At 74.3% G+C, this 18,493-nt stretch carries 16 protein-coding genes, 1 other RNA gene and 1 pseudogene; 5 read left to right on the forward strand and 13 right to left on the reverse strand.

All coding sequences use genetic code 11. The features are described from left to right. Positions 1 to 6: 6 nt before the first annotated feature. The 6 genes and pseudogenes from ACZ4WH_RS34925 to ACZ4WH_RS34950 all read right to left on the reverse strand — a co-directional run bounded on the left by ACZ4WH_RS34925 (position 7) and on the right by ACZ4WH_RS34950 (position 6,025). A complete protein-coding gene (locus tag ACZ4WH_RS34925) occupies positions 7 to 1,242 on the reverse strand; it encodes an ATP-grasp domain-containing protein (RefSeq protein WP_468188405.1) in 1,236 nt (411 codons plus the stop codon). Then, complete coding sequence (locus tag ACZ4WH_RS34930; RefSeq protein WP_468188407.1) at positions 1,239 to 2,048, reverse strand: ParB N-terminal domain-containing protein; 810 nt, start codon at positions 2,046 to 2,048, stop codon at positions 1,239 to 1,241. Before ACZ4WH_RS34930 ends, ACZ4WH_RS34925 begins: the two co-directional genes overlap by 4 nt. Positions 2,049 to 2,138: 90 nt before the next feature. Beyond that, positions 2,139 to 2,551: RNase P RNA component class A (gene rnpB, locus ACZ4WH_RS34935), an RNA gene on the reverse strand. Positions 2,552 to 2,666: 115 nt separating this feature from the next. Then, a pseudogene (locus ACZ4WH_RS34940) lies at positions 2,667 to 3,446 on the reverse strand (DMT family transporter); the annotation flags it as partial. Next, positions 3,443 to 4,291, reverse strand: a complete 849-nt coding sequence (locus ACZ4WH_RS34945) for an AraC family transcriptional regulator (protein ID WP_468188476.1) — start codon at positions 4,289 to 4,291, stop codon at positions 3,443 to 3,445. The pseudogene ACZ4WH_RS34940 and the gene ACZ4WH_RS34945, both read right to left, overlap by 4 nt. Before the next feature lie 300 nt (positions 4,292 to 4,591). Continuing rightward, positions 4,592 to 6,025 (reverse strand): RNB domain-containing ribonuclease, encoded by a 1,434-nt coding sequence (locus ACZ4WH_RS34950; RefSeq protein WP_468188409.1) that lies wholly within the window; start codon positions 6,023 to 6,025, stop codon positions 4,592 to 4,594. Between the two features lie 74 nt (positions 6,026 to 6,099). On the opposite strand from ACZ4WH_RS34950, the gene yaaA reads away from it, so the two are divergent. Both yaaA and eda read left to right on the forward strand, forming a co-directional pair. Next, positions 6,100 to 6,882 (forward strand): peroxide stress protein YaaA, encoded by a 783-nt coding sequence (gene yaaA, locus ACZ4WH_RS34955; protein WP_468188478.1) that lies wholly within the window; start codon positions 6,100 to 6,102, stop codon positions 6,880 to 6,882. 73 nt (positions 6,883 to 6,955) lie between these two features. Continuing rightward, positions 6,956 to 7,618 carry a bifunctional 4-hydroxy-2-oxoglutarate aldolase/2-dehydro-3-deoxy-phosphogluconate aldolase gene (eda, locus tag ACZ4WH_RS34960; RefSeq protein WP_468188411.1) on the forward strand — a complete coding sequence of 221 codons (663 nt, stop codon included), beginning with the start codon at positions 6,956 to 6,958 and terminating at the stop codon, positions 7,616 to 7,618. Positions 7,619 to 7,629: 11 nt separating this feature from the next. On the opposite strand, the gene ACZ4WH_RS34965 is transcribed toward eda, so the two are convergent. Genes ACZ4WH_RS34965 through ACZ4WH_RS34975 form a run of 3 tightly spaced genes read right to left on the reverse strand, consistent with a single transcriptional unit; the run spans position 7,630 to position 10,594 of the window. Further along, positions 7,630 to 8,985, reverse strand: a complete 1,356-nt coding sequence (locus ACZ4WH_RS34965) for a bifunctional RNase H/acid phosphatase (RefSeq protein WP_468188413.1) — start codon at positions 8,983 to 8,985, stop codon at positions 7,630 to 7,632. A 12-nt stretch (positions 8,986 to 8,997) separates the two neighbouring features. Beyond that, on the reverse strand, positions 8,998 to 9,741 hold the full coding sequence (locus ACZ4WH_RS34970) for a zinc ribbon domain-containing protein (RefSeq protein WP_468188480.1): 744 nt from the start codon (positions 9,739 to 9,741) through the stop codon (positions 8,998 to 9,000). Positions 9,742 to 9,757: 16 nt separating this feature from the next. Then, positions 9,758 to 10,594 (reverse strand): Nif3-like dinuclear metal center hexameric protein, encoded by an 837-nt coding sequence (locus ACZ4WH_RS34975; protein WP_468188415.1) that lies wholly within the window; start codon positions 10,592 to 10,594, stop codon positions 9,758 to 9,760. A 187-nt stretch (positions 10,595 to 10,781) separates the two neighbouring features. Between ACZ4WH_RS34975 and ACZ4WH_RS34980 the strand changes: the two genes are divergently transcribed. Next, positions 10,782 to 11,996: a hypothetical protein gene (locus tag ACZ4WH_RS34980; protein ID WP_468188417.1), complete on the forward strand. Its 1,215-nt coding sequence runs from the start codon at positions 10,782 to 10,784 to the stop codon at positions 11,994 to 11,996. 303 nt (positions 11,997 to 12,299) lie between these two features. On the opposite strand, the gene ACZ4WH_RS34985 is transcribed toward ACZ4WH_RS34980, so the two are convergent. The 3 genes from ACZ4WH_RS34985 to ACZ4WH_RS34995 are packed head-to-tail and all read right to left on the reverse strand — an operon-like array spanning position 12,300 to position 15,214. Further along, positions 12,300 to 13,238: a 3-oxoacyl-ACP reductase gene (locus tag ACZ4WH_RS34985; RefSeq protein ID WP_468188419.1), complete on the reverse strand. Its 939-nt coding sequence runs from the start codon at positions 13,236 to 13,238 to the stop codon at positions 12,300 to 12,302. Positions 13,239 to 13,249: 11 nt separating this feature from the next. After that, positions 13,250 to 14,326, reverse strand: a complete 1,077-nt coding sequence (locus ACZ4WH_RS34990; RefSeq protein WP_468188421.1) for a Zn-dependent alcohol dehydrogenase — start codon at positions 14,324 to 14,326, stop codon at positions 13,250 to 13,252. 30 nt (positions 14,327 to 14,356) lie between these two features. Next, positions 14,357 to 15,214, reverse strand: coding sequence for a MaoC/PaaZ C-terminal domain-containing protein (locus tag ACZ4WH_RS34995; protein ID WP_468188422.1), 858 nt, complete (start codon positions 15,212 to 15,214; stop codon positions 14,357 to 14,359). Between the two features lie 311 nt (positions 15,215 to 15,525). On the opposite strand from ACZ4WH_RS34995, the gene ACZ4WH_RS35000 reads away from it, so the two are divergent. Beyond that, positions 15,526 to 16,839, forward strand: a complete 1,314-nt coding sequence (locus ACZ4WH_RS35000) for a sensor histidine kinase (protein ID WP_468188424.1) — start codon at positions 15,526 to 15,528, stop codon at positions 16,837 to 16,839. A 55-nt stretch (positions 16,840 to 16,894) separates the two neighbouring features. Here the strand turns inward: ACZ4WH_RS35000 and ACZ4WH_RS35005 are convergent, their stop codons facing one another. Next, positions 16,895 to 17,512, reverse strand: coding sequence for a TOPRIM nucleotidyl transferase/hydrolase domain-containing protein (locus tag ACZ4WH_RS35005; RefSeq protein ID WP_468188426.1), 618 nt, complete (start codon positions 17,510 to 17,512; stop codon positions 16,895 to 16,897). Between the two features lie 336 nt (positions 17,513 to 17,848). Between ACZ4WH_RS35005 and ACZ4WH_RS35010 the strand changes: the two genes are divergently transcribed. Beyond that, positions 17,849 to 18,481 carry a response regulator gene (locus tag ACZ4WH_RS35010; protein WP_468188482.1) on the forward strand — a complete coding sequence of 211 codons (633 nt, stop codon included), beginning with the start codon at positions 17,849 to 17,851 and terminating at the stop codon, positions 18,479 to 18,481. Positions 18,482 to 18,493 lie beyond the last annotated feature (12 nt).

Genomic DNA, 18,493 nt, shown 5'->3' on the forward strand with positions numbered 1-18,493 from the left:
CGGCGGTCAGCCGAGGTAGGCGGTGCGGATGTCGTCGATACGGCGCAGCAGGGTGGCCTCGTCCGGGGCTCGCAGGACGTAGGAGTCCCGGAAGTCGACGGAGTGCCGCACGGTGTCACCGGAGGCGGCAGCCTCTTCACGGCCGGCCGGGGCGCCGATCCCCGGGTGGCCCAGGTGCTCGACGACGCCCAGCGCGGCGAACCGGCGCGGGTCGACGGTCCGCGGCCCCCGGTCGTGCGGGTAGAAGGCGATGAATCCGCACACGCCGGGGCCGGGGTCCGCGTCCCCGCGGCCCAGCCGGTCGTCGAGCCCGCACTGGAGCCGTACGGACGCCTCCACGATGTTGAAGCCGTACTGCCACTCGATCACCGGCGGAATGATCCCGCCCGGCGGCCGGCCGGCCACCTCGCAGAAGACCAGCTCGTCGTCCGGGGTGTGGAACAGCTCCAGGTGCGTGGTGCCGTCCCTGAGCCCCAGCGCGGCCAGCACCCGGGCGTTCAGCGCGCGGATCCGCTCGCGCAGGCCGCCGTCCAGCACCATGACCGTGCCGAAGGTGCCGCCGGAGGCGTAGGAGGCGGGGTCGGCGAGATAGCGGCCCACGCTCGCGAACCGTATCCGCCCGTCCCGCACGACGGAGTCGCAGTGGTAGATGGGCCCGTGGACGAACTCCTCGATCTCGTACCGCTCCTCGCCGAGGTCCAGGGTCGCGCAGAGCCGTTCGGCGTCCTGCCGGGTGGGGACGATGTGCACGTCCTGGGCGGCCAGTCCACGGCGGATCTTGATCACCTTGGGCCCGGTGCGCCAGTCGACCGCGGCCAGGTCCCCGGGGCCGTTCAGCGCCGCGAAGTCCGGCACCCGCGCGGCCCCGGCGGCGCGTACGGCCTCCTTCATCCGGACCTTGTCCCGGAAGCGGAGGGCGGTGTCGACGTCCATGCCGGGCAGCCCGAACCGGGAGCGCAGTTCGGCCGCGAGCAGCACGGACCGCTCGTGCACGGCGACGATCCGCTCGATGGGCCGGGTGCGCAGCGCCCACTCGCAGGCCGTCCGCCACTGTTCCTCGTCGCGGGCGGCGCACACGGTGACGTACGGGAGCGCGTCGGCGTCCACACCGTCGGTCCCGCCGAAGGAGCGGTTGCGTGTCACCAGGTGGAGGTCCACCTCGGTGAGCGGCAGCAGGGAGCGGCCGGCGCGGCGGAAGTGCGGGTACGGGTGGTGGTTGACCAGCAGCGCGGATGTCTTCACCGGGCGCCCTCCTGCCCCATCGCCTCGACCAGGTCGTCGGACGGGAGCCCGAGGGCCCGCGCGAGCGCCCACCGCCGCACGTCCACCCCCGTGGCCCGGCGCACGAGTGCCGGTACGTCGCCGGGACCGGGGCAGTTCACGGCGGTGACCACGTCCACGCGACCACCGGTCACGGCGACGGTGGTGTACGCGGGCCCGTCGGCCAGCCCGGCCTGATCGAGAAAGGCACCCACTTCCTTCTCCAGGCCGGCCACGAGGCCGGGGCCGGGCGAGAGGAGTTCGGGTTGCGGCGAGAGGATCTCGGGTTCCGGCGAGGGCAGGCCGGGTCCCGGCGAGGGAGACTCGACCGCGTCATCCCCACCCCGGCTGTCCCCTCCCCGGCTGTCCCCACCCCGGCTTCCGACGACGGCGAGGAGCCGGTGTCCCCGGCCCCCGGTACCGAAGGTCTGCACTCCGAGCACCCGGCCACCAGCTGCCCGGCCCGCCCCACCGCCCTCCCGCAGCCGGCGCACGGTCTGGGCGGAGGTCCCCGGCAGACCGAGGACCGCGCCGGCCACGGCGGCCGGCAGCACCCCGGACGCGGACAGGGAGACGACGGCGTCCGGCGCGAGCGGGCGCAGCACGGTGTCCACGAACTCGGGGAAGAGGTCACCGGCGCAGTCGACGGAGTAGAGATGGGAGTCGGCGTCCACCAGCTCCTCCACCGGCGATCCGGGCGGCTGGAGGAAGACGGTGTGGCAGCCCAGGGAGTGTGCCGCCCGGGCGGTGTCGACGTCGGCCCCGATGACGACAAGGCGTGGCACCATACGACGGGACCCTACCCACGAAGATCGCCGGAGGCCACCCCCTTCCGCCCCAACGGCCTGGCTTTCCAAGCCGGTTGAGCGGAGGAGAGGCAGACGAGTCGGGCTGTACGCCGGGTTCTGTTCCCCGGTGTCCTCGCGGACGCCGGGGCGACGGCCATCCATCTAGGACCGGCGTTGCCGCCGGCCTCGTGCGGTCTACCCGCGGACTCGGGCGGGCCGCCCTCGATCGTCCGCGCAGGGACGCCCCTCTTGCGAAAGGCGGCCCCTCTTGACCTTGCTCCGGGTGGGGTTTACCTAGCTGCCCAGGTCACCCTGGGCACTGGTGGTCTCTTACACCACCGTTTCACCCTTACCAGGGGCCGGAGCCCCGGGCGGTCTGCTTTCTGTGGCACTGTCCCGCGGGTCACCCCGGGTGGCCGTTAGCCACCACCCTGCCCTGTGGAGCCCGGACGTTCCTCGGGAAGCCCCCTAAGGGGACTCCACGCGGCCGTCCGCCCGGCTCGTCTGCCGTGTGGACCATGGTACCGGGCGCGTGCCGCGTCGCGGACCCGCGGCCGTCGCCAGGACCGAGCCGGCCAGGATGAGGGCGAAGGCGGCCAGCACCGGAAGGGTCAGCGGCTCGTCCAGGAACAGCGCGCCCGCCGCCACGGCCACCGCCGGGTTCACGTAGGTGATCACCGTGGCCCGGGTGGGGCCGGCCTCCTTGATCAGCTCCAGGAACGCCACGAAGGCCACCGCGGTGCAGATCACGCCCAGGCCGGCCAGCGCGGCCAGCACGGTGGGAGAGGGCAGGGCGGCCGGGCGGGTGAGGGCCGCCGCCGGGGCGTAGACCAGGGCGGCCAGGGTGAGGCAGGCGGCGGTCAGATGGAGCGACGGGACCTCCTTCAGACGGCGGGCGGCGATCAAGGGGGCCGTGGCGTAGCCCAGGACCGTCAGCAGGACCTCCGCCAGCGAGCGGGCGTCGCCGCCGGTGAGGTGCGGGAGGGTGAGGACCGCCACCCCGGCCAGGCCCAGGCTCAGGCCCGTCGCACGGCGGACGCCCAGGTGCTCCGTGTCGCCCAGGAGCCGGGCCAGGACCACGCCGACGATCGGTACGCCCGCGATCAGCAGGCCCGCCGTCGAGCTGGACAGGCGCCGTTCGGCGTCGGTCAGCGTGAACCAGGGGACCATGATCTCCAGGACCGCGAAGGCCAGCAGGGGCCGCCAGTGGCGTCGTATCGCGTCGAGGAAGCCGCCCTGGCGGAGGGCGAACGGGAGCAGCAGGGCCGCGCCGAGCGCGCAGCGGGTGAACACCACCACCGGCGGGGACACCGCGTCCACCGCCACCTTGATCATCAGATAGGGGATGCCCCAGACCACTCCCATCAGGGAGAACAGGAACCAGCCGCGTGCAGTCATGCGGCCGAGTGTCGGCCTCCCGGTGCGGGGGTGTCTTGAACGCTGTTGCGGTAGGCCGCCGGGGTCACCCCGAGCACCCGGCGGAACCAGCGGGTCAGGTGCGCCTGGTCGGCGAAGCCGACGAGGGCGGCCACTTCGGCCGGGCGCAGGCCGGTCTCCAGCAGGACCCGCGCCTTGGTGACCCGGTGCTGGGCGAGCCAGGCGTAGGGGGGTATGCCCATCGTCGTACGGAAGGCGCGCAGCAGCTGGTAGCGGGACAGGCCGAGGTCCGTGGCGAGCAGGGCGAGGGAGGGCGGGTCGGTGAGTTCGTCGGCGAGGCGGTCGCGGACCGTGCGGGCTATGGCGTCGGCGCCGGGGATGCGGTCGGGGAGCGGGCGGGCCGTGGAGTGGCGCTGGGCCAGGGCCGTGAGCAGCCAGGGCAGGACGGACTCGGTCTCCAGCGCGTCGGGGCAGGCGCTGAGTCGCGTGTGGGCGGTGCGCAGGGCCGTGGCCAGGGCGGGGTCGTCGATGACGGGTTCGCGGAAGTGCGGCAGGCCGCCGAGGGTGCCGTCGGTCAGCAGGGACGGGTCGGCGTACAGGGCGCGGTAGGCGTAGCCGTCGGTGGGGTTGCCGGGGCCGCCGGTGTGCATCTCGCCGGGTTCGAGGACGACGATCGTGCCGGGGCCGGTGCGGATGTGGCCGCCCCGGTAGTCGATGATCTCGGAGCCGCCGACGCAGACGCCGATCGTGTACTCGTCGTGGGCGTGCGGGGCGTAGACGTGCCGGCGGAAGCTCGCGGTGAGAAGGTCGAGCGGGGGCCCGCAGCGGCCCAGCCGCGCCCGCGTCCACCGTGCCTGTTCCCCCATCGGACCGTCCCCCTCGCCACTCCCGCCGTCGGCGCCCGGCATGCGCTGTGCTCCCTGGTACCGGGCTGCAACGCCGCAAGCCCCGCCTCCATGCCGACGCGCACGCCGTGCTCCCCGCTACGGGTACAACGTCACAGGGCCCCGCGTCCATGCCGACGTCAGGCGAGGCGCCGCGCCATGTCCTCGGCCGTCCGGCCCCACCCGCTCCGGCGCCCCGGACGCCGGTGGTCCCGTGCCCCGTCCTGCACCGGATCACCGGCCGGCAGCCGCCGTACGGAGCCGAGGAAGACCGGGCGCCGCTCACGCCACGGTGAAGAGGATCTTCGCCGTGGCCGGGTCGGCCCGGGTGAGCCGGACCCGCAGGCGTTCGCCGAGCGGCAGGTGCGCGCCCTCGATCCGTCCGATGACCGCCGGGGACAGCACCTGCACCGTGCCCACGGTCGGCCGGTGCTCGTCCACGTCCACCACGCAGCCGTCGAAGACGTCCCCGACCCGGTCCTTGAGCAGGGCCGCCTCCACGATGTCGACGCACTCCCGCTCCACCGTGCCCGCGCGCCGGGAGCCCTCGGCCATCCGCCGGGGCAGCACGTCCAGCGCGGCGAGCACCCAGTCGGGCGGGTCCTCACCGGCGACGGCGGCCAGGCAGATCTCCGAGGCGTAGCGGTCGGCGAGGCGGCGCAGCGGGGCCGTGCAGTGCGCGTAGGCGGCGGCGACGGCCGCGTGCGTGGTGAGCGCGGGCAGCGCGCCGTCCCGGAAGACGGTGTAGCCGGCGCCGCGCAGCAGGGTGGTGCACTCCTGGAGGAAGGCCGCGTGGTGCGGGTCGTGCGGGTCCAGGGTGCGCAGCAGGGACGCGTACGACACGTGGTGCGGCCAGTCGATGTGCAGGGCCGTGGCGGTACGGCGCAGCCGCCCGACCGCGCCGTCCGGGGCCGCCGGGAGGGTGCGCAGGATGCCGGTGCCGTGGGCGAGCATCAGATCGGCGGCGGCCATGCCGGTGAGCAGGGAGAGCTGGGCGTTCCAGCGGTCGGCGGGCAGCGGGGCGCGATAGCGCAGCGCGTAGCTGTGGTCGCGCTCGACGATCTCCTGCTCGGGCACGTGCAGGGAGATCCCGCCGCGCTCGGCCTCCAGCCGCTCCCGCGCCACGCCGATGTCCCTGAGCAGCGCGACGGGCTCCTCGGCCGTCGCCGCGTCGATGTCCCGCTGCACGCCCGCGTAGTCGAGCTTGGCCCGGCTGCGGACCAGGGCCCGGCGCACGTCGACGGCGAGGGTACGGCCCTCCGCGTCCAGGTCGATCGTCCACAGCGCGGCCGGCCGGGTCTGGCCGGGCAGCAGGCTGGCCGCGCCCTCGCTGAGCACGGTGGGGTGCAGCGGGACCTTCTCGTCCGGGAAGTAGAGGGTGGTCACCCGCCGGTGCGCCTCCGCGTCCAGGGCTCCGCCGGGGGCGACGAAGGCGGCGACGTCGGCGATGGCGTACCGGACGCGGTAGCCGGTGCCCTGCCGGGACAGGTGGGTGGCCTGGTCGAGGTCGGTGGAGGTGGGCGGGTCCAGGGTGAAGAAGGGGATGTCCGTCGCGTCGTGCACCGGCAGGGCGGGGTCCTTGGCGGCCTGCTCGGCCGCCGCCCGCACCTCCGGTGCGAAGGCCTGCGGAATGCCGAGTTCGGAACGCAGCGCGTCGAGCGCGGCCCGGAGGGGCGCTTCGGGGGCACCGGTGACGCGGATCTTGCGGCGGGGCATACAGCGAGCGTAGGTCGAGGCGGCACCGGAGGCACGCCGTACCCTGGCGCGGAGGTCTACGTAAGGAGTACGTGTTGCTGGTCCTGCTGCCGCCCTCCGAAGGCAAGGCGAACGCGGGTGAGGGCGCCCCGCTTCGGCTGGAGTCGCTGTCCCTGCCGGGGCTGACCGCCGCGCGGGAGGCCGTGCTCGGGGAGCTGGCCGAGCTGTGCTCCGGCGACGAGGAGAAGGCCCGCGAGGTGCTCGGGCTGAGCGAGGGGCTCCGCGGCGAGGTCACGAAGAACGCCGGGCTGCGCACGGCCGGCGCCCGCCCCGCCGGGGAGATCTACACCGGTGTCCTCTACGACGCCCTCGGCCTGGCCACGCTGGACACGGCGGCGCGGCGCCGCGCGGCGGACTCGCTGCTGGTCTTCTCCGGGCTGTGGGGTGCCGTGCGGGTGACGGACCGGATTCCCTCCTACCGCTGCTCGATGGGCGTGAAGCTGCCGGGGCTGGGCGCGCTGGCCGGGCACTGGCGGGCGTCGATGGCCGAGGTGCTGCCGGAGGCGGCGGCCGACGGCCTGGTCCTCGATCTGCGGTCCTCGGCCTACGCGGCGGCCTGGAGGCCGAAGGGCGAGGTGGCCGGGCGCACGGCGACGGTACGGGTGCTGCACGCGCCGACCCGGAAGGTCGTCAGCCACTTCAACAAGGCGACGAAGGGCCGGATCGTCCGCGCCCTGCTGACCGCCGGGGCCGCGCCGAAGGACCCCGCCGAGCTGGTGGAGGTGCTGCGGGAGCTGGGGTACGTGGTGGAGGCGGAGGCCCCCGGGAAGGCGGGCAGGGCGTGGGCGCTGGATGTGCTGGTGGACGAGATCCACTGACCCCAGGCGCCCGAGCGTTGCACCATGCGCAACGCTCATTGCGTAGCTTGCAGTAACTGGGCACGATGAGCGCATGACCTCGCCGCTGCCCTCCTTTCCGGCTGCCTCCGTGCTGGACCTCGCCCCGGTCGTGCCCGTCGTGGTGCTCACCGACGCCGCCGACGCCGTACCGCTGGCGCGGGCGCTGGTGGCGGGCGGGCTGCCCGCGATCGAGGTGACCCTGCGGACCCCGGCCGCGCCGGCCGCGATCCGGGCCATCGCCGCCGAGGTCCCGGAGGCCGTGGTCGGGGCGGGCACGGTGATCACGCCGGAGCAGGTGGAGGCGTGTACGGCGGCCGGGGCGCGGTTCCTGGTCAGTCCCGGGTGGACGGAGGCGCTGCTGGAGGCGATGCGCGGGTCCGGGGTGCCGTTCCTGCCCGGGGTGTCGACCACCTCGGAGGTCGTCGCGCTGCTGGAGCGGGGGGTGCGGGAGATGAAGTTCTTCCCGGCGCAGGCGGCGGGCGGTACGGCGTATCTGAGGTCGCTGGCCGGGCCGTTGCCGCAGGCCCGGTTCTGCCCCACGGGCGGGATCGGTCCGCAGAACGCACCGGAGTATCTGGCTCTGCCCAACGTCGGGTGTGTGGGCGGGAGTTGGATGGTCCCGGCGGAGGCGGTGGCCGCCGGGGACTGGGGAAGGATCGAAGAACTGGCGCGTGCCGCGGCCCGGTTGAGGTCTGCGGGCGGCTCAGGGGCGTAGGGGCGGGCGGCTCACGGGCGCAGGTGAGAGGTGTCGTTGAACAGCCGTACGCTCGCGTTGCCGTCCGCGTAGTACGCCACCGCCGACAGGGAGGCCGCCGAAAGCTCCATCCGGAACAGCGACTTGGGCGGGGCGCCGAGCGCGAGGCGGACGAAGGTCTTGATCGGGGTGACGTGCGTGACCAGCAGGACCGTACGGCCCGCGTAGGCCGCGGTCAGCTTGTCGCGGGTCGCGGCGATCCGGGTGGCCGTCTCGGCGAAGCTCTCGCCGCCGCCGGTCGGGCGGGCCTCCGGGTCGGCGAGCCAGGCGTTCAGGTCGTCCGGGTGGCGTTCGCGGACCTCGCCGAAGGTCAGGCCCTCCCAGGCACCGAAGTCCGTCTCGCGCAGTCCGTCCTCGAGCGTGACGTCCAGGTCCAGGCGGGCGGCGACGATCTCGGCGGTTTCGCGGGTGCGGGCGAGGGGGGAGGCGACGACGGCCTGGATCGTGCCGCGCCTCGCCAGGGCCTCGGCCACGCGGTACGCCTGCTCTCGGCCTGCGGCGGAGAGGGAGGGGTCGGTGCCGCCGCTGCCGGAGAAGCGCTTCTGGGGGGTCAGGGGGGTTTCGCCATGACGGAGGAGGACGAGGGTGGCGGGGGCACCCAGGTCGGGGGCGGCGCTCCAACCAGGGGCACTGGTGACACGCTGCTCGCTGACGGTTTCCCCACGAGTGCCCGGAGCCTCGCCGGCCGCGGGACCCGCGTCAGCTGCGGCGGCCCCCGTCTCGCGTGCCGCTTCCGCTTCGACGTCGTCCTCGGCCGGAGCAGCCACCGGCTTCGCCGAACCGGCGGCCCGGCCCTCCGTCAGGGCCGCGCGGGCCTTTGCCGCCCCCGCTGCCGGGTCTCCGGGTGGGCCCGACGGCTCGGGGATGGCAGGTGGCGTGTCCAGGGCCGCCCGGGACCGGGACGGTGACCACTGCCGGCCCTTCGCCCCCGCGTCCATCGCCTCGTTCGCCAAGCGGTCCGCGTGTTTGTTCCGGTCGCGGGGGATCCACTCGTACGTGACCTGGTCCGGCGGGAGGACCGCCCTCGCCTGCGTCGCCAGTGGCTTCATGTCGGGGTGTTTGATCTTCCAGCGGCCCGACATCTGCTCGATGACCAGCTTGGAGTCCATTCGGACGTGGACCCGGGCCGTCGGATCGAGGGCGTGGGCGGCGCGCAGGCCGGCCAGGAGGCCGCGGTACTCGGCGACGTTGTTCGTGGCGACGCCGATGTACTCCGCCGTCTCCGTCAGCGTCTCCCCCGTCGCCGCGTCACGGACCACGCTGCCGTAGCCCGCGGGCCCGGGGTTGCCCCGCGACCCGCCGTCGGCCTCGACGATGAACTCCCGCACCCCTGAAGCTCCTTACAGACCCGACTCCGCCGTACGCACCAGGATGCGGCGGCAGTTCTCGCAGCGGACCACCGTGTCCGGCGCCGCCGAGCGGATCTCGTTCAGCTCGGTGATGGCCAGCTCCTGGCGGCAGCCCTGGCAGGTGCGGGCGTACAGCTTGGCCGCGCCGATCCCGCCCTGCTGCGCGCGCAGCTTGTCGTAGAGCTTGAGCAGGTCCGCGGGGACGGAGGCCGCCACGACCTCGCGCTCCTTCGTCACCGAGGCGGCCTCGGCGTCGATCTCCTCGAACGCCCCGTCACGGCGACCGGTCGCGTCGTCGATCTTCGACTGCACGGAGGCGACCCGCTCGGTCAGCTCGTTCACCCGCTCCTGCGCGGCCTCGCGGCGCTCCATGACCTCCAGGACCACGTCCTCCAGGTCGCCCTGCCGCTTGGCCAGGGAGGCGATCTCGTGCTGGAGGTTGGACAGGTCCTTCGGCGAGGTGACCGCGCCGGAGTCCAGGCGCTGCTGGTCACGGGCGGCACGCTGCCGCACCTGGTCGACGTCCTGCTCGGCCTTGGTCTGCTCGCGGGCGCAGTCGCTCTCCTCGGTCTGCGCGGCCACGAGCAGGTCGCGCAGCTGCGTGAGGTCCTTCGTCAGCGACTCGATCTCGGCGTGCTCGGGCAGGGACCTCCGCCTGTGCGCGAGCTGCTGGAGGCGGACGTCGAGGGCCTGGACGTCGAGGAGTCGGATCTGGTCGGCGGGCGCGGCGTTCAGTTGGGGGCTCCCGTTGCTAGATGGTGGTGGTGGACGCCGCGTGGGCGGTCCAGGGGTCGGTGACCGTCTTGGAGACGTGGACGCGGAGGTCCCAGCCGTGGCGGTCGGAGATCTCGTCGAGCTGGCTCGCGGCCAGCTCGCACCAGGGCCACTCGGTGGCCCAGTGCGCCGCGTCGAGCAGCGCGAGGGGACTGTGGGCCACCGCCTCGGAAGCCGGGTGGTGGCGCAGGTCGGCGGTGAGGAAGGCGTCGACGCCGGCCGCGCGGACCTGGTCGAAGAGGCTGTCGCCGGAGCCGCCGCTGACGGCGATCGTGCGGACGACGGCCTCGGGGTCGCCGGCCATCCGGATGCCCTGCGCGGTGGCGGGCAGCCGCTCGGCGGCACGGGCGGCGAGTTCGCGGACGGTGAGGGGGTGGTCGAGTTCGCAGACGCGGCCCAGGCCGCGGCGGCCCTCGGGGTCGGTCGGGTCCGGCACGAGGGGGCGTACGACCCTCAGGTCGAGGGCCCCGGCGAGGGCGTCGGAGACACCCGGGTCGGCGGTGTCGGCGTTGGTGTGGGCGACGTGCAGCGCGATGTCGTTCTTGATCAGCGTGTGCACGACCCGGCCCTTGAAGTGCGTGGCCGCGACCGTGGTCGTCCCGCGCAGATACAGCGGGTGGTGGGTGACCAGCAGGTCGGCGCCGAGCTTCACAGCCTCGTCGACGATCTCCTGGACGGGGTCGACGGCGAACAGGACCCGGGTGACCTGCTGGGCGGGGTCGCCCACGACCGTGCCGACCGCGTCCCAGGACTCGGCCCGCTCGGCGGGCCACAGGTTCTCCAGCGCGGCGATGACTTCAGACAGACAGGGCACGGGCCAAGGCTACCTGGCTGTTCGGCGCGGCTGTACCGCATGCGTCCGGTCTGACCCCGCTCAGCACAGACGCCCCGGTTTCCTCAGGTGAATCGCTTCTGCACCACACGTACGTGTGAAGCCGGAGAGGGCCGGTCCCCCGCCTGTGCCTGCGAAAACTAGCTTCGTCGCCGGAGGTGACCGAACGATGACGGCCTGTGCGATCGAACCCCCCTCCACGGACGGGGCCGACGGCGTGCCGGGGGCGGGATGCGCGATCACGGTGGACGGCGCGTACGCCGCCCGGCTCGCGCGGGACGGTGACTCCTGGTTCCCGGAGCGCTGGACCCTGGACGGCCCGGAGCCGTACGCGGTGCCCCTGCCCGGCAACCAGCCGGAGGAGCCCGGGACCGAGGTGCAGCCGATGGGGGACGGGCGGGTGCTGATCCACCGCCTGGTGGCCGGGCGGCACGCCTTCTCGCTGCTGTACCCGACCGGGCCCGGCACCGGCGAGCTGCCGCTGGGCGCGGTGGAGTGCGCCGAGCCCGGCACCCGGCTCACCCTGCTGCCGCCGGCGCCGGGGGGCGTGCGGGCGTACGCCCTCGCGGTCGGGCCGCGCTCCAGCGTGGTGTGGCTGGTGGCGGGCGGGGCGTTCGGCCCGGAGCGGTGCGCCGAGGTGCCGGGGCGCTGCTCGGGCGGGGTCTGGCTGGACGGGGCCGGGCGGATGCTGGCGCTGGACCGGGAACTGGGCGGGCGCACCAAGACGGTGGTGGTGGACCTGGAGCGCGCCGGCGAGGTCTCGCCGCTGCTCCAGATCGCGGACGGCAGCGACGACCGGCTGCTGCTCGCCGATCCCGACAGCGGCCTGCTGCTGATCTCCTCGGACGCGCCCTCCCCCGGGCGCGAACGCCTGGGCTGGGGCGTGCTCGGCAGCACCCTGCCGGTGCGGTTCCCTGAATGCCTGCGGGTGCCGGAGTGCGTGGTGACGCCGTTCGCGATCCAGCCCGGGCAGGTGCTGATGCCGGAGAACTGCGCGGTGGGCCTGCGCGTCGACGGGACCTTCGGCACCTGGGTGGGCATGTGGCGCCCGGCCGACCGTGAGGTCCGGCACCTCCCGGCGCCCGAGGGCTGGCTGGCGGGTGCCGGGCTGTTCACGCGCGACGGGGTGCTGCGCCTGCCGTACGCCACGGAGGCGATTCCGTGCGGTGTGTCGGGGCTGGTCGCCCCGAGCGGGGACGCGGTGACGAGGGGCGGCGGGGGCCCGGCGGCCGGAGCCACGGAGGGGGCGGGGGACCCGGTCGCGGAGGAGCGGATCCTCCCGGCGGAGGCGGCGGAACCGGCGGAACCGGGGCCTCCGGTACCGCCGGTGACCCGGCCCGTGCCGTTGCAACAGGCCCCCTTGGGACGTCTTGTAACGAACTAGTGCCGGTTGGCGTGTGCGCCTGGATTCGGCCCGTGGTGCGCCGGTTAAACTCGCCCGGCTGTACGAAAGATCAGGTTGACGGGGTGAATACGTCCGATGAGCGACACCAGCACGACTGAGCAGCTGTCTGCCGGCTCTTCCGAGACCGCCGGCCACGGTCGGCACCGGGGCCCGGTCGCGGCCCAGGAGAGCGAGTCGGCTCCGCACGGCCGGCATCGCAAGCCGGTCCAGGAGACGGCGGAGGCAGCTGCCTGACGGCACCGAAGAAGAGGGGGCGTTCGCTCGGCGAGCGCCCCCTTCGCCTTACCCCCGCCCGAGCCCCAGCACCTCCGCCGCCGCGAAGGTCTCCCCCGCCGGCCGGTCCGCGTAGTGCGGGGTGAGCAGCGCGTCGAGTTCGTCGTACGTGAAGGACTCCTGCCTGCTGTCGAACCGGGCCCGCACCCGGGGCCGTTCCATCACGGCCACCATGCCGCCGTGGACGACGAGCAACTGGCCGTTGACCCGGGCGGCGGCCGGCGAGGCCAGATAGCCGACGAGCGGGGCGACATGCTCGGGAGCGAGCGGGTCCAGGCCCTCCTCCGGCTTCCGCGGGCCCGCGAAGACGTCCTCGGTCATCCGGGTCCGGGCGCGCGGGCAGATGGCGTTGGCCGTGACGCCGTACTTGGCGAGGGCGAGGGCGGTGGAGGTGGTCAGGCCGACGATCCCGCCCTTCGCCGCCGCGTAGTTGGGCTGGCCCGCGGACCCGGCCAGGAACGCCTCGGAGGAGGTGTTGACGATCCGCCCGTACACCGCCGCCCCGGCCGCCTTGGACCGCTCCCGCCAGTGCGCGGCGGCGAAGCGGATGGTGTTGAAGTGGCCCTTGAGGTGGACGCGGATCACCGCGTCCCACTCGTCCTCCGTCATGGAGAAGACCATGCGGTCGCGCAGGATGCCGGCGTTGTTGACGAGGATGTCCAGCTTGCCGAACGCGGAGACGGCCGACCCGACCAGTTCGCGGGCCTGTGCGAAGTCGGAGACGTCCCCGGCGTGCGCCACGGCGGTGCCGCCGGCCGCACGGATGTCAGCCGCGACCTCCTCCGCGGGCCCCGCCGACGCCGCACCGGAGCCGTCCCGCCCCGGTTGCCCGTAGTCGTTGACGACGACGGCCGCGCCGAGCCGGGCGAGTTCCAGGGCCTCGGCCCGGCCGAGCCCGCGTCCGGCGCCGGTGACGATCGCGCAGAGCCCGTCAAGTGGCAGTGTCATGCGCCGCTTCCTCAGATCTCGATGCAGGTGCGCAGGGCGGTCCCGGTGCGCATCTGGTCCAGCGCCTCGTTGATCCCCGCGAGCGGCACCCGGTGGGTGATCAGGCCCGCCAGGTCGACGCGGCCGGCCCGCCACAGGGCGATCGTGCGTTCGTAGGAGCGCAGGACGTCGCCGCCGCCGTACATGGACGGCAGGATGCGTTTCTCGTCGAAGAACAGCTCGAACATGTTGAGCTGGAGGAAGTCGTCCATGGCGCCGGCGCCGACCACGACGAGGGTGCCGCCGCGCCGGGTGTTCTCGTAGGCGGTGCGGGCGGTGGCGGACCTGCCGACGACCTCGAAGACGTAGTCGAAGCCCTCGCCGCCGGTGACCTGCTGCTTGGCGTCGGCCAGCCCCTCGGGCGCCACGGCCTTCGTGGCGCCGAACGCGAGGGCGGACTCGCGCCGGGAGGCGACCGGGTCGACGGCGACGATCTCGGCGGCGCCCTTCAGCCGCGCGCCCTGGACGGCGGAGATGCCGACGCCTCCGCAGCCGATGACGGCGACCGACGAACCGGCGGCCACATCGGCGGTGTTGAGGGCGGCGCCGAGGCCGGTGGTCACCCCGCAGCCGATGAGGGCGGCGATGTCGAAGGGCACGTCGTCCGGGATCGGCACGGCGCAGCCGGCGTCGACCACGACCTCCTCGGCGAAGGTGCCGGTGCCCGCGAAGCCGAACAGGTCGCCGCCCGAGCGCCGGAAGTTGGGGGTGCCCGCGTTCATGAACCCGGCCAGGCAGAGCTGCGTCTGCCCGCGCTTGCAGGCCGGACAGGCGCCGCAGGCCGGCAGCCAGCACAGGACGACCCGGTCCCCGGGCTTCAGGTGCCGTACGCCGTCGCCGACCTCGAGGATCTCGCCGGCGCCCTCGTGACCGGGTACGAAGGGCGCCGGCTGGGGCAGCACCCCGCTCATCGCGGACAGGTCGGAGTGGCACAGCCCGGTGGCGCGCACCCGGACCCGGACCTTGCCGGGGCCGAAGCCCACCGCCTCGACGTCGTCGAGGACCTCCAGCTTTTCCTGGCCGATCTCGTGCAGTACGGCTGCGCGCATGGTGCGGCTCCCCTCGCGGTGATCCAGGGTTCAGGCGTGGTGGACGACGGTGTCGACGAGGACGGGCGCGTCGTCCCGTTCGGCGGCGCTCACGGCGACCCGCACGGAGGCTTCCGAGGCCCACATCCGGATCCGCAGGGTCTCCCCCGGGTACACGACCCCGGCGAACCGCGTGGCGTACGACCGCACCCGGCTGACGTCCCCGCCGAGGAGCGTGTCCACGACCGCCTTGAGCGTGACGCCGTAGGTGCACAGGCCGTGCAGGATGGGCCGTTCGAAGCCGGCGAGCTTGGCGAACTCGGGGTCGGCGTGCAGGGGGTTCCAGTCGCCGGACAGGCGGTAGAGCAGCGCCTGGTCCTCGCGCAGGCGCCGCTCGGCGATGCGGTCCGGCTCCCCGGTGGGCGGCTCCGGCCGGGTGGACGGTCCCCGGTCGCCGCCCCAGCCGCCCTCTCCCCGTACGAAGATCTGGGCGTCGTTGGTCCACAACGGGCCCTCGGCGTCGGCGACTTCGGTGCGCATGACGAGGACGGCGGCCGAGCCCTTGTCGTACACGGCGGCGATGCGGCCGGTGGCGGTGGCGGTGCCCTCGACCGGGAGGGGGCGGTGCAGGGTGAGCGTCTGGCCGCCGTGCAGGACGCGTGCGAGGTCGACGTCGACTCCGGGCATGGACAGCCCGCTGATCACGCCCGGTGAGCCGGCGCCCGCGACGGTGGCGAAGCTGGGCAGGACGTGCAGCCGGGACTCCAGGGTGTAGCGCAGCTCGTCGGGGTCGGTGGCGGGGACGCCCGCGCCGATGCCGAGGTGGTAGAGCAGGACGTCCTTGCGCGTCCAGGAGATCTCTCCCGACCGGGGCTCGGCGGCGAGTGCCTTGGCGGCGTCGATGGGCATGGGGCTCCTGACGGGTCTCAAGACCTCGGTGCGGACGTCCGCACCGTCGGCCGCACCGAGGTCGTCCACGTGCGGACCTAGAACGCGTTCCAGTCCGGCGCCCCTTGTATAGCCGAGCGCTCCGCAGTTGTGAAGGCTCCTGACACCGTGTCAGCCCGGGTGGGCCGGCCGTGACATTTGTCCTGCCCGAATCGGTACATGCGTGTCTGCCGGCGCCGGGCCCGGATCCGTACCGTTCGATTCGTACGCTGTGCTGCCCTCCCGCCCTCGTGCGGGGGGCCGTTCTGACGACTGAAACGGGGGACACGGAGATGACGTGGTGGCGGAGACTGCGCTGTCAGGCGGCGGCCTGGCAGCGGGAGCGGCTGGTGTGGCGGGCGGACATGCGGCGCTTCAGGGCCGCGCGGCGGGCCGCCCGGCGCGCCGGCACGGATCACCCGGCCGTCGAGCATCCGGGCCCGCCGCCCACCGGCTTCACCCTGCTGCCCTGGCTGCTGCTGGGCATGGGCTCCTTCTCCAACGTGATCCAGGGCGAGACCCCGAACCCGTGGATCGGCGGCCTGGGCCTGCTCGCCTTCAACTCCCTCTACGTCTACGTCACCTTCCGCGCCTTCGACCGGGCGAGCCGGGAGTCGGCGTCCACCCGGGTGGCGCTGGGCCTGCTCGGCCTGGTCACGACGGGCCTCGCCCTCGGGTACGGGGGCAACTGGCTGATGTTCTTCCCCCTGCTGGGCCTCGCCACGGGCGCCACCCTGCGCGGACCGTGGCTGGGCCGCGTCGGCCTGCTGCTCACGCTCTACGCGGGAGCCGTCACCTGGCTGCGGGACGGCTGGGACGACGCGTCGAGCATCGCCTACGCCACCTTCCTGTCCAGCATGGTCACCGCCGCGATCCTCAGCCTGTCCGAGGCCGTGCGGGAGCTGCGCGCCGCCCGGGAGGAGCTGGCCCGGCGCGCGGTGGCGGAGGAGCGGCTGCGCTTCTCCCGCGATCTGCACGATCTGCTCGGGCACACGCTGTCGGTGGTCGTGGTGAAGTCGGAGGCGGCCCGCCGGCTGGCGTCGCGCGACCTGGACGCGGCGCTGGCCCAGATCTCGGACATCGAGTCGGTGGGCCGGCAGGCGCTCACCGAGATCCGGGAGGCGGTGACCGGCTACCGCGAGGGCAGCCTGGCCACCGAGCTGACCCGGGCCCGGTCGGCGCTGTCCGCGGCGAGCGTGGAGCCGGTGGTCCGCCAGTCCGGGCCGCCGCTGGCCCCGCAGGCCGAGGCGCTGCTCGGCTGGGTGGTGCGCGAGGCGGTCACCAACGTCGTCCGGCACAGCCGTGCCGGCCGCTGCGAGATCACCGTCGAGGGGGCCGCCGAGCGGGTCCGGCTGACCGTCACGGACAACGGCACGGGCGCCGGAAGCCCCGCCGGTGGCGGCGTCGGCGGTACGGGGCTGAAGGGGCTGACCGAGCGCCTCGCGGCGGCGGGCGGCTCCCTCACGGCCGGCCCGGCGCCACGCGGCGGCTTCACCGTCACCGCCGACCTTCCGGTGGGCGGTGACGAGGTCCCGTCGGCGGTGGGTACCGCCACTGGTACGGCTACGGCTGTCACGGCGCCCGGGGCGCGGCGACCGCCCGGCTGACGTCGGCCGTCCAGGACGTGCCGCTGTCGAAGGCGTTGGCCCCGTCGTCGCTCGGTCAGAGACTGGCGAGCAGGCCGTCGAGCGGGGCGGGTACGCGGTCGGGATCGAGGGCCTCGACGAGGACACGGCCGTAGTGGATCTTCCGCCCCTTCTTCGTGCCGAGGAAGCGCCGCAACCGCTGCTGTGCGGTGCGCCCCCGCTGCGCGGGCTGGCGCAGGAAGGTCTGGAGCGGGCGCGAGTCGCCCTCCGCCCGGACCAGTTCCTCCACCCGGGTCACGCCCAGCGCCCGGATCAGCTCGTCCTCCAGATCCGCCGCGCAGACGAAGAACCCGTGCGGCGCCGCACCGGCCCGCTCCCAGCCGCGGGCGTAGTACGGGCGCTCCCGCTCGTCGCACAACCCCGTCAGACGCAGGCCCAGGCCGGGAGGCCCGAGGAGAGTGGCGAACCGCCCGACGTTCATCGCACCGCCCATCGACAGCACGCAGACCCCTTCGGCGGCCAGGTCCCGGCCGCGGCCCCCGGCCAGCGCGCCGACCGCCGCCGCGTCGCTCGGCCCTTCGAGCAGGACGACGGCCCGGACGGACAGCCGCGCCGCCAGCTCACGCGCGGGACCATCGGACCCACCGGCCGCCCACGCGCTGACCGCCTCCCGGAACGCCCCCATGTCAGCCATGAGCCGAGTCTCCGCCCTTTCCCACGGCCACGGTAGGCAATTTCCGCGAGCGCGCACCGCTCGCCCCGGTGAGCGGCCGGCCGGCGCGCCCCCGGTCTCCGTACCGCCGCCGACCCCGACCGACGGCCATCCGTGCGCCCCTCCCCTGGTACCTGCGCGCACTGCCCGACCCCACCGAGGGAACGCCGAGTCCACTCGCCGGGACGCGGTTCGGCACGACATGACGCAGGGCCGACCGGGCCGCCCGCGGCAACGGGTCCCTCGCCGGTCCGCGTGACCCGGTCGTACGGCCCCGCCCCGGGACGCCCGGCGTAACCTGTGGCGATGGACGACGAGATGCCCCGGGACCACCGGCCCGTCACCTGCATCTGGGTGCTGCTCGCCGAGGACCAGGGCATGATGCGTGGCGCTCTCGCCCTGCTGCTCGGCATGGAGCAGGACATCGAGGTGGTCGCCCAACTGGGCTCGGGCGACGGCATCGTGGACGCCGTGCTCACGCACCGGCCGGACGTGGCCCTGCTGGACATCGAGCTGCCGGGCATGAGCGGGCTGGACGCGGCGGCCGAGCTGCGGACCCGGGCTCCCGACTGCCGGGTGCTGATCCTCACCACCTTCGGCCGGCCGGGCTATCTGCGCCGCGCCATGGAGGCCGGAGCGGCCGGCTTCCTCGTCAAGGACGGGCCCGTGGAGGAGCTGGCCGCGGCGATCCGGCGCGTGCTCGCCGGGGAGACCGTGGTCGATCCGGCGCTGGCCGCCGCCGCGCTCAGCGCCGGGCCGAATCCGCTGACGCCCCGTGAGCGGGAGGTGCTGACGGCGTCGGTGGACGGGGCGACCGTCGCCGACATCGCCGGCAGGCTGCGCCTGTCCGAGTCCACCGTCCGCAACTACCTCTCCTCCGCGATCGGCAAGACCGGCACCCGCAACCGGGCCGAGGCGGTACGGGAGGCACGGCAGCAGGGCTGGCTCTGAGCCAGACCTCCG

Source organism: Streptomyces sp. NPDC029138 (assembly GCF_055564375.1).

Bases quoted from the DNA above. Each gene is read 5' to 3' on its own strand.
- ACZ4WH_RS34930 (WP_468188407.1), bottom strand. From the start codon at position 2,048: ATGGTGCCACGCCTTGTCGTCATCGGGGCCGACGTCGACACCGCCCGG.
- ACZ4WH_RS34945 (WP_468188476.1), bottom strand. From the start codon at position 4,291: ATGGGGGAACAGGCACGGTGGACGCGGGCGCGGCTGGGCCGCTGCGGG.
- ACZ4WH_RS34950 (WP_468188409.1), bottom strand. From the start codon at position 6,025: ATGCCCCGCCGCAAGATCCGCGTCACCGGTGCCCCCGAAGCGCCCCTC.
- eda (WP_468188411.1), top strand. From the start codon at position 6,956: ATGACCTCGCCGCTGCCCTCCTTTCCGGCTGCCTCCGTGCTGGACCTC.
- ACZ4WH_RS34980 (WP_468188417.1), top strand. From the start codon at position 10,782: ATGACGGCCTGTGCGATCGAACCCCCCTCCACGGACGGGGCCGACGGC.
- ACZ4WH_RS34985 (WP_468188419.1), bottom strand. From the start codon at position 13,238: ATGACACTGCCACTTGACGGGCTCTGCGCGATCGTCACCGGCGCCGGA.
- ACZ4WH_RS34990 (WP_468188421.1), bottom strand. From the start codon at position 14,326: ATGCGCGCAGCCGTACTGCACGAGATCGGCCAGGAAAAGCTGGAGGTC.
- ACZ4WH_RS34995 (WP_468188422.1), bottom strand. From the start codon at position 15,214: ATGCCCATCGACGCCGCCAAGGCACTCGCCGCCGAGCCCCGGTCGGGA.
- ACZ4WH_RS35000 (WP_468188424.1), top strand. From the start codon at position 15,526: ATGACGTGGTGGCGGAGACTGCGCTGTCAGGCGGCGGCCTGGCAGCGG.
- ACZ4WH_RS35005 (WP_468188426.1), bottom strand. From the start codon at position 17,512: ATGGCTGACATGGGGGCGTTCCGGGAGGCGGTCAGCGCGTGGGCGGCC.
- ACZ4WH_RS35010 (WP_468188482.1), top strand. From the start codon at position 17,849: ATGCCCCGGGACCACCGGCCCGTCACCTGCATCTGGGTGCTGCTCGCC.